The following is an 8,936-nucleotide window of genomic DNA, read 5'->3' as shown; positions in this document are numbered from 1 at the left end:
CCCCCGCCCCCCGCCTCGCCGCCTCCCGCCGGCCGCTCGACGTCGTCGCCATCGCGGCGGCCGCCCTCGTCAACGAGCGCTACCTCGATCGGCGCTTCACCGTCCACCACCTCGCCGCCGAGCTGCGGATGCCCGCCCTGCTGCTGCGGCTGCGGTTCCGCCGCTGCTACGGGCTCGGCCTCGACGAGCACCTCGCCCTCCGCCGACTCGAGCTGGCCGCCGTCCTGATGGCGAGCACCCCCGTCGCTCTCGGCGGCCTCGACCGCATCGCCCGGGGCTCCGGCTACCGGGGCACCGCCGAGCTGGACCGCGACCACCGGAGGCACCGCCGGTCCTCCGCGCTGGCCGCCTGGTTCCGGGCCGCCCCGCGTCCCGAGCGCGAGCACCGGCCCGGCACCCGGCCCGAGGAGGAGCGGCTCGCCGCAGCGCCGGGCGCCGCGACGCCGGACCGCCCCAGCAGCGTCCGCTCGGCACCTGTCACCCCGCTGAGGCGCCGCGCCTGAGCCCGGCCGCGGAGCGGTACAGTGCCACGATGCGCACCTCCGGAACCCGCCGATGACGGCCGTCCGCTACGTCGCGATCGGCGATTCCTTCACCGAGGGCGTCGGCGACGAGCGGCCGGACGGCACCCCGCGCGGCTGGGCCGATCTGGCGGCCGCGGGATGGGCGGCGGCCACGGGCGAGCGGATCGAGTACGCCAACCTCGCGATCCGGGGCCGGCTCATCGCGCCGATCCTCGCCGAGCAGCTCGAGCCCGCGCTCGCCCTGGGTCCGACCCACCTCTCCTTCAACGGCGGCGGCAACGACATGCTGCGCCCGCGGGCCGACATCGAGCGGATCGCCGACGCCTACCTCCGCGTTCTCGAGCGCTGCGACGAGCAGGGCGTCGTGCTGATCGCCCTGGCCGGCGCCGATCCGTCGCCGCGGCTCCCGCTCGGCTCGCTCATCCGTCGCCGCGGGGACGCGCTGACCGACGCCGTCCTGCGCCGGACGAGCCACCGGACCGACGTGGTCGTCGCCGACAACTGGCACGACCCCGCTTTCGCCGATCCGGAGCTGTGGTCGGAGGACCGCCTGCACCTCGGCCCGCGGGGACACCGGCGGGTGGCCGACCGGGTCCTGCGGGCGCTCGGGCTCACGCCGCCCGCCGCGCTGCCCGACGCTCCCGAGGCCGCACTCCGGCGCGGCGGAACCGTGCAGTACTACCGGCAGCACGTCGCGCCGTGGGTGCAGCGCAGGCTCACCGGCACGTCCTCCGGGGACGGCCGCGCCGCGAAGTACGCGGGCTTCGTGCCGATCGACCCGGTCTGACGCCTCCCCCGAGGAGCACGGCCCTCGTTCGACGCGCAGGGATCGCCCCGTGAGGCGGTCAGCGGCGACCACTCGTGGCCGCTCGACGACGTCGAGCGCTCAGTGCCAGCCGTACCGCGCCGAGAGCACCCGGGCGACGGCGTCGTACCGAGCACGCTCCAGAGCTGCTCCTTCGCGACGCATCCCGGCGGGGTGCACGCGGAACACGCGCTCCGGGTCGACCCAGCTGGGGCGCCCGTCCGGGTCCCAGCCGCCGGTGCCGACGGCCAGGTAGTCGGAGTGCTCCTTCGAGCTCAGCCGCACGGCGAGAACCGTCCCCGACTTCTCGACCGCGAGCACGAGCACCGGGCGGTCCTTGCCGCGGCCGTCGTCCTCCTCGTACGGCACCCAGGTCCAGACGACCTCGCCCGGGTCCGGGTCGCCGTCGGGCGTGGGCGCGTAACCCAGGCGGACCCCGCGGAGCCGCGACGGGTCGACCTCGACGGTGCGGCCCACTCCGCTCGCGCCCGGGGTCGGCGCCGTCGTGCTCAGGTACGGGCGCTGCGGGCGGGGCCCGGCGTCCGGCCGCGGGGCGACCGCGCGGCCGAGGAGTCGGAGGAGCAGGGACACGACCGAGCGCGAGGAGGGCACCCCGGAACCCTAGCCCGGATTCTCAGCCGCCCGCCCGCGGGGGCGCGCCCGGCGGTCGCCCGGCCCGGACGCGCCGACGGGGTGCCGGCTCCGGAGAGCCGGCACCCCGTCGGGTGCTGCGGATTAGGGGGTCAGTCCGCCAGGACGTAGCCCGCCTCTCCGTGGATGGCCGTGTCGATGCCGGCGATCTCGTCCTCGTTCTTCACGCGGAAGCCCATCGTCTTCTGGATGATCCAGCCGATGAGGAGCGTCATGACGAAGGAGTAGGCGAGGACGGTGAAGGCCGCGAGGGCCTGCTTGCCGAGCTGGCTCGCGTCGCCGGTGAGGAACAGGCCCACGCCGGTGCCGAAGAAGCCGATGTAGAGCGTTCCGATGAGGCCGCCGACCAGGTGCACGCCGACCACGTCGAGCGAGTCGTCGTAGCCGAGGCGGTACTTGAGGTCGATCGCCAGGGCGCAGACGGCTCCGGTGATGACGCCCAGGACGATCGCCCAGAACGGCGACAGGCTGGCGCACGCCGGGGTGATCGCGACGAGGCCCGCGACCGCGCCCGAGGCGGCGCCGATCGAGGTGGGCTTGCCGTCCTTGATCTTCTCGACGACGAGCCAGCCGAGGATCGCGGCGGCCGGAGCGGCGATGGTGTTGAGGAAGGCGACGGCCGCGATGCCGTCGGCGGCGAGCTCGGAGCCGGCGTTGAAGCCGAACCAGCCGAACCACAGCAGTCCGGCGCCCAGGAGCACGAACGGCGGGTTGTGCGGCTGGTGCGCGCCCTTGGTGAAGTTGACGCGCTTGCCGAGCACCAGGGCGAGAGCGAGGGCCGCCGCTCCGGCGTTGATGTGGACGGCGGTGCCGCCCGCGAAGTCGATCGCGCCGACGCCGTAGGCGATCCAGCCGCCGTCGACGACGGTGGCGTCGTCGCCGAGGGTGAAGTTGAAGACCCACGAGGCGACCGGGAAGTAGACGACGGTGGCCCAGACGCCGGCGAAGACCATCCAGGCCCCGAACTTCGCGCGGTCCGCGATGGCGCCGGAGATGAGCGCGACGGTGATGATCGCGAACGTCGCCTGGAACGCGGCGAAGGCCAGCGTCGGGAAGGCCGACGTCTGCTCGCCGAGCGCGTCGTTGTAGATGCCCTGCAGGCCGATCTGGGCGGTGTCGATGCCGAGGACGCCGTCGATGCCGACGAAGGTGTCGGTCCCTGCGGGGCCGGACGGGCCGTTGCCGAACGCGATCGCGTAGCCGTACAGGACCCAGAGGACCCCGATGAGGCCCATGGCTCCGAAGCTGAGCATCATCATGCTGATGACGCTCTTCGCACGCACCAGGCCGCCGTAGAAGAAGGCGAGCCCGGGGGTCATGAGCAGGACCAGCGCGGCTGCGATGAGCAGGAACGCGGTATTGCCTTGATCCATTGTTGAACCTCTCGTGAGTGTGCAGAGAAAAGCCCGGAGCGAGGACGCTGCGTCGGAGCACGGCCTGGAGACACGCGGGTGTCGGGTCACCTCGGGTAGCCGACAGTCTGGTGGCGCGAGGTTTCGTCCCGTGAGGCACCGCGTTTCGCGGAGGTTACGGCCGAGGCCCCTGTGTAAAAAGCGCGTTACGGCGCGCTGGCGGACGGCACGACGACGAGCCCGGGAACGCCGGGAGGAGAGCGGATCCGCCCCTAGGAGCGGGGCGCCATCGAGGTGAGCGCGATGAGCCGCGACATCGAGCGCAGGTACTTCTTGCGGTAGCCGCCGCTCAGCATGTCGCCGCCGAAGACCTCGTCGAGGGGCGTCCCGGAGGCGAGGACCGGGATCTGCGCGTCGTAGACCCGGTCGATGAAGGCCACGAGGCGCAGGGCGTCGGTCTGGTCGGTCAGAGCGGTGACGCCCCGGAGCACGATGGTGTCGACGCCGTCGATCACCTTGATGTAGCGGGAGGGGTGCACGGTGCCCAGGTGGTGCACGGCCTCCGCGAACGGATCGTCGGTGACGACGGAGCCGGCGGGGGCGGCCGCGACGAGAGCGTCGATCTCCTCGTCGGTGCGCACCACGGCGTGGCCCTCGATGTCGCGGCGCCGGTAGTCGGTGCCGTCGATCCGCATCGTCTCGAAGTGGGCGGCCATCGACTGGATCTCGCGGAGGAAGTCCGCTGCGGCGAAGCGCCCCTCGCCCAGCGCGTTGGGCGGGGTGTTCGAGGTCGCGGCGATGCGGGTCCCGGAGGCGACCAGCTCGCCGAGGAGCCGCGTCATCAGCATCGTGTCGCCCGGGTCGTCCAGCTCGAACTCGTCGATGCACAGCAGCGCCGAGCCCTTGAGGAGCGAGACGGTCGCCGCGTAGCCGAGCGCGCCGACGAGCGCGGTGTACTCGATGAACGTCCCGAAGTAGGTGCGGCCCGGCACCGCGTGCCAGATCGCCGCGAGCAGGTGGGTCTTGCCGACGCCGAAGCCGCCGTCGAGGTACACGCCCGGCTTGACCGCGGGGGCCTTCTTCCGGCCGAAGCCCAGGAAGCCGCCTCCGCCTCCCTTGGATCCGCCGCCGGCGGCGAACGCGCGCAGAGCCTCCACCGCGTCGGCCTGCGAGGGGTACTCCGGGTCGGGACGGTAGCTCTCGAAGGTGGCGCCCTCGAACTGGCGCGGGGGCACCAGCGTCGACGCGATCTCGTGCCCGCTGATCTGGGGCGAGCGGGCGGTCAGGCTGCTCGTCGATCGGACGTCGTCGGGGCTCACTCGCGTCTCGCATCCTGCGCACGGCGGGGGTCAGTGCGCTCAGTGGCGGCGGCCGCACCGGGCACGGAGCCGCCGCGGTTCTGTGTCGAACTCTTACGGCGCCCTCCGTGCGGCGTCGTCCGCGGACGCGTACTGTCGCTGAAGGGCGGGCTCCAGCGTAGCCCGCCGTGGAATCACGCCCGCGCTCCGCGCACCATCCTGGAGGTCCTCCTTGTCCGTCGAAACCGATCCGTCGCCGAAGTTCGCCTCCTACGCGCACCCCGAACGGCTCGTCAGCGCCGACTGGCTCGAGCAGCGCCTCGGCACTCCCGGTCTCGTCGTCGTCGAGTCCGACGAGGACGTCCTGCTCTACGAGACCGGCCACATCCCCGGCTCCGTCAAGATCGACTGGCACACCGACCTCAACGACCCGGTGCAGCGCGACTACATCGACGGCGCCGCGTTCGCCGCGCTCGTCGGCGGCAAGGGCATCGCCCGCGACACCACCGTCGTCGTCTACGGCGACAAGAACAACTGGTGGGCCGCCTACGCGCTCTGGGTCTTCACCCTCTTCGGTCACGAGGACGTCCGTCTGCTCGACGGCGGCCGCGACAAGTGGCTCGCGGAGGGCCGCCCGACGACCACCGACGCCTCCTCCCCGGAGCCCGCCGAGTACCCCGTCGTCGAACGCAGCGACGCCGAGATCCGCGCCTTCAAGGACGACGTCCTCGCGCACTTCGGCAACCCGCTGATCGACGTCCGCTCCCCGGAGGAGTTCACCGGGCAGCGCACCACGGCGCCGGCCTACCCGGAGGAGGGCGCCCTGCGCGCCGGTCACATCCCCAGCGCGCAGAACGTGCCCTGGGGCAGGGCCGCCGCCGAGGACGGCACCTTCCGCCCCCTCGACGAGCTGAACGGCATCTACCGCGAGGGCGCGGGGCTGAAGGACGGCGACTCCGTCATCGCTTACTGCCGGATCGGCGAGCGCTCCGCCCACACCTGGTTCGTGCTGACCCACCTCCTCGGCTTCGAGGGCGTCCGCAACTACGACGGCTCCTGGACCGAGTGGGGCAGCGCCGTCCGCGTCCCGATCGTGCAGGGCGCCGAGCCCGGCGAGGCCCCCGCGGCCCGCTGACGCGTCACGACGGAGGCCGGGAGCGCCGATCCGCCCGTCGACGGGCCGGATCCGGGCTCCCGGCCTCCGCTGCGACCGCCCGCCGCCCCTCCCCCGATGAGACACTGGACCGGATGACCGACACCACGCTCCCCGACGCTCTGCGCGACATCCGCGAGGAGTTCCTCGCCCTCGAGAAGCCGGAGCGCCTGCAGCTCCTGCTCGAGTTCTCGAACGAGCTCCCCGACCTGCCCGAGCGCTACCGCGACCACCCGGACCTCTTCGAGCGCGTGGAGGAGTGCCAGGCGCCCGTCTTCATCGTCGTCGACGTCGAGGGCGGGATCGTGCACCTGCACGCCACGGCTCCCCGCGAGGCGCCCACGACGCGCGGCTTCGCGTCGATCCTGGCGCAGGGCCTGGCCGGGCTCACCCCCGAGCAGGTGCTCGCCGTTCCCGACGACTTCCCGCAGACCATCGGCCTCTCGGAGGCGGTCTCGCCGCTGCGCCTGCGCGGCATGACCGCGCTGCTCGGCCGTACCAAGCGGCAGGTCCGCGCGCACCTGGCCGCATGATCCTCCGGCCGCTCCTCCCCGCCGGTCGGCCGATCGTGATCGGCGAGGAGGGCGCGCGAGCGGCGGTCGCGGCCGCCTGGCGTCCCGACGAGGCGGTGCGCGTGCGCCTGAACATGATCGCGAGCGTCACCGGCTCCAGCACCGGCTCCGACGGCACGAGCGAGACGCTCACCAACCGCGTCGACCGCACGATCCTCGGAGTCGTCCGCGAGCAGGCCGACGTCGTCCTCGTCGGAGCCGCGAGCGTCCGCGCCGAGGGCTACCGCGTCCCCCGGCGGGTCCCGCTCGCCGTCGTCTCCGCCTCGGGCGATCTCGCCGGGCACCGCCTGGAGCTGCAGGAGGGCTCCCGGGTCCTGCTGCTGGTGCCGGAGTCGCGCGGCGCGGTGGAGGGGCTCCCCGCCGGCGTCGAGGTCGTCCCGGTCACGTCCTCCTCGGAGCGGATCGGCGTCGACGAGCTCCTGGAGGCTCTCGCCGGGCTCGGCCTGCACCGCGTCGTCTGCGAGGGCGGCGCCTCGCTCTCGGGCCAGTTCCTCGCCTCGGGCCGGGTCGACGAGCTGTGCCTCACCACCTCGCCGCGCGTGGTCCTCCCGGGCCTCCCGGTCGCGACGGGCACGGCCGTCGTCGACGACGCCTACGCCCTGACGCTCCTGGCCGCGGACGATTCCGGGGCCGTCTACGCCCGCTGGAGCCGCACGCGCTGAGAGCCGCCCACCCGGCGTGCCTCCGCGTCCCGGGCGCGTCGGAACCCTAGTCTGCGACCGTGCCCGAATTCCCAGCGTCGTCCCAGCTCCCCGAGGAGTTCCGGGTCGCGACGGAGTCGATCCGCGCCGCTGCCACGCGCGCCGAGCTCACCGTGTCCGAGATCGCCTCGCCGTCGGGTCTCGCGCCCTGGGCCCTCGCCCTGTCGGGCGACGTCGCGCCGCACGCGCACGGACGCGACTCCGAGCTGGGCACGGGGCGCTTCATCCTGCTCTACGACCCCGAGGAGCCCGCGCAGTGGGGCGGCCCCTTCCGTGTCGTCTGCTTCGCCCAGGCCCCGCTCGAGGTCGAGATCGGCACCGATCCGTTCCTCGCCGAGGTCGCCTGGTCCTGGCTCATCGACGCCCTCGGGGCGCGGGGCGCCTCCTATTCCGCCGCGTCCGGCACGGCCACCAAGGTGCTCTCCACCGGTTTCGGCGAGCTGGCCGCTCAGGGCGACGGTGCGCAGATCGAGATCCGCGCCTCCTGGAGCCCGGATGATGCGCAGCTCGCCGCTCACGTGGAAGGGTGGGGGGAGCTGTTGTGCATGCTCGCGGGTCTCCCGCCCGTATCGAGCGACGGTGTGACCCCGCTCGCCTTCCGACGGAACAACCGTGACTGATTACCGTGTCCTCTCCACGCCCGACGAGTTCCTCGCCGCGGTCGACGCCCTCGCCGCCGGCGAGGGCCCCGTCGCCGTCGACGCCGAGCGCGCCTCCGGCTTCACCTACTCGCAGCGCGCGTACCTGATCCAGGTCTACCGGCGCGGTGCCGGCGCGTTCCTCTTCGATCCCCCCGCCATCGGCCGGATGGACGCCCTGCAGGCGGTCATCGGCCAGGAGGAGTGGGTCCTCCACGCCGCCAGCCAGGATCTCGCCTGCCTGCGCGAGGTGGGCCTGGACCCGGTGCGGATCTTCGACACCGAGCTCGCCGCCCGGCTCCTCGGACTGCCCAAGGTGGGCCTCGGCGCCGTCGTCGAGGACCTCCTCGGCATCCACCTGGCCAAGGAGCACTCGGCCGCCGACTGGTCGACCCGCCCCCTCCCCCAGAGCTGGCTCGTCTACGCCGCGAAGGACGTGGAGCTCCTCGTGGACCTCCGCGACCGCATGGAGGAGATGCTCATCGCCGCGCGGAAGACGCGCATCGCCCGCGAGGAGTTCGAGGCGACGCTCGCGCGCGCCCCGAAGGCGGTCCCGCCGGATCCGTGGCGCCGCCTCTCCGGCATGCACTCGCTCCGCGGCCCGCGCCCCCTCGCCGTGGCGCGCGAGCTCTGGCTGGCCCGGGACGCGTTCGCCCGCGAGCGCGACATCGCTCCCGGCCGCCTGATCCCCGACTCCTCGATCATCGCGGTCGCCCGCAACATCCCGACCAGCATCGGCCAGCTCTCGGGCCGCCGCGACTTCACCGGCCGCGCCAGCCGCGGCGAGGTCGAGCGCTGGTGGGCCGCGATCGAGCGCGGGACGACGACCGAGGACCTGCCGAGCCCGACCCGCCCGGCCGCCGACACGCTCCCCCCTCCGCGCGCGTGGGGCGATCGCAACCCGGCCGCCGACGCGCGCCTGAAGGCGGGACGCGCCGTGGTCACCGAGATCGCGGAGCTGCTCTCGCTCCCGGTCGAGAACCTGCTCACGCCGGAGCTGCTGCGCCGGGTGGCCTGGAACCCGCCCGAGCCGCTGACCGCGGAGTCGGTCGCCGCGGAGCTCACCCGCGCCGGCGCCCGCGCCTGGCAGGTCGAGGCCACATCGGGCTCGATCGCCACCGCGTTTGTCGAAGCGGCCCAAGCGCCGGCCGAGGGCACCGAAACCCCTTCGTAGGAAGCGGCAAAGGATTCCGGCTGCGCGGTGTCGGTTCCTACGATCGACGGCGACCGTGAGTTCCTGGG

10 protein-coding genes are annotated in these 8,936 nt (G+C 73.6%); 7 read left to right on the top strand and 3 right to left on the bottom strand.

Features of this window, described 5'->3' with window-relative positions; translation table 11 throughout:
* A partial coding sequence (locus C5C54_RS17950) for a hypothetical protein (RefSeq protein ID WP_219812185.1) occupies positions 1-503 on the top strand: 503 nt, incomplete at its 5' end.
* A gap of 52 nt (positions 504-555) precedes the next feature.
* Positions 556-1,311: an SGNH/GDSL hydrolase family protein gene (locus tag C5C54_RS10020; protein ID WP_104262912.1), complete on the top strand. Its 756-nt coding sequence runs from the start codon at positions 556-558 to the stop codon at positions 1,309-1,311.
* A 99-nt stretch (positions 1,312-1,410) separates the two neighbouring features.
* Here the strand turns inward: C5C54_RS10020 and C5C54_RS10015 are convergent, their stop codons facing one another.
* The 3 genes from C5C54_RS10015 to zapE form a co-directional block, all read right to left on the bottom strand.
* Entirely contained in the window at positions 1,411-1,941 is a 531-nt protein-coding gene (locus C5C54_RS10015; protein ID WP_167299028.1) for a type II toxin-antitoxin system PemK/MazF family toxin, read from the bottom strand.
* A gap of 131 nt (positions 1,942-2,072) precedes the next feature.
* The gene (locus C5C54_RS10010) at positions 2,073-3,353 is read right to left on the bottom strand and encodes an ammonium transporter (RefSeq protein ID WP_104225239.1); all 1,281 of its coding nucleotides are present in this window, start codon (positions 3,351-3,353) and stop codon (positions 2,073-2,075) included.
* A gap of 251 nt (positions 3,354-3,604) precedes the next feature.
* Complete coding sequence (gene zapE, locus C5C54_RS10005; protein ID WP_104225238.1) at positions 3,605-4,651, bottom strand: cell division protein ZapE; 1,047 nt, start codon at positions 4,649-4,651, stop codon at positions 3,605-3,607.
* 211 nt (positions 4,652-4,862) lie between these two features.
* On the opposite strand from zapE, the gene C5C54_RS10000 reads away from it, so the two are divergent.
* From C5C54_RS10000 to C5C54_RS09980, 5 genes are all read left to right on the top strand, one after another.
* A complete protein-coding gene (locus C5C54_RS10000; RefSeq protein ID WP_104232576.1) occupies positions 4,863-5,765 on the top strand; it encodes a sulfurtransferase in 903 nt (300 codons plus the stop codon).
* Between the two features lie 113 nt (positions 5,766-5,878).
* Positions 5,879-6,316, top strand: coding sequence for a SufE family protein (locus tag C5C54_RS09995; RefSeq protein ID WP_104222086.1), 438 nt, complete (start codon positions 5,879-5,881; stop codon positions 6,314-6,316).
* Positions 6,313-7,017, top strand: a complete 705-nt coding sequence (locus C5C54_RS09990; protein ID WP_104288270.1) for a dihydrofolate reductase family protein — start codon at positions 6,313-6,315, stop codon at positions 7,015-7,017. The genes C5C54_RS09995 and C5C54_RS09990 overlap by 4 nt, the downstream gene beginning before the upstream one ends.
* 59 nt (positions 7,018-7,076) lie before the next feature.
* Positions 7,077-7,676 (top strand): DUF3000 domain-containing protein, encoded by a 600-nt coding sequence (locus C5C54_RS09985; protein WP_104288269.1) that lies wholly within the window; start codon positions 7,077-7,079, stop codon positions 7,674-7,676.
* A complete protein-coding gene (locus tag C5C54_RS09980; protein ID WP_104222092.1) occupies positions 7,669-8,868 on the top strand; it encodes a ribonuclease D in 1,200 nt (399 codons plus the stop codon). The genes C5C54_RS09985 and C5C54_RS09980 overlap by 8 nt, the downstream gene beginning before the upstream one ends.
* The last annotated feature ends 68 nt before the right edge of the window (positions 8,869-8,936 follow it).

Source organism: Rathayibacter sp. AY1F2 (assembly GCF_002930885.1).
Taxonomy (GTDB): domain Bacteria; phylum Actinomycetota; class Actinomycetes; order Actinomycetales; family Microbacteriaceae; genus Rathayibacter.
The sequence above is the reverse complement of the archived record's forward strand: the minus strand, read 5'-3'. Positions and strand labels throughout refer to the sequence as shown.

What these genes read in the sequence shown, in the direction of transcription:
- C5C54_RS10020 (WP_104262912.1), top strand. Translation starts at nt 556, where the DNA reads ATGACGGCCGTCCGCTACGTCGCGATCGGCGATTCCTTCACCGAGGGC.
- C5C54_RS10010 (WP_104225239.1), bottom strand. Translation starts at nt 3,353, where the DNA reads ATGGATCAAGGCAATACCGCGTTCCTGCTCATCGCAGCCGCGCTGGTC.
- C5C54_RS09995 (WP_104222086.1), top strand. Translation starts at nt 5,879, where the DNA reads ATGACCGACACCACGCTCCCCGACGCTCTGCGCGACATCCGCGAGGAG.
- C5C54_RS09990 (WP_104288270.1), top strand. Translation starts at nt 6,313, where the DNA reads ATGATCCTCCGGCCGCTCCTCCCCGCCGGTCGGCCGATCGTGATCGGC.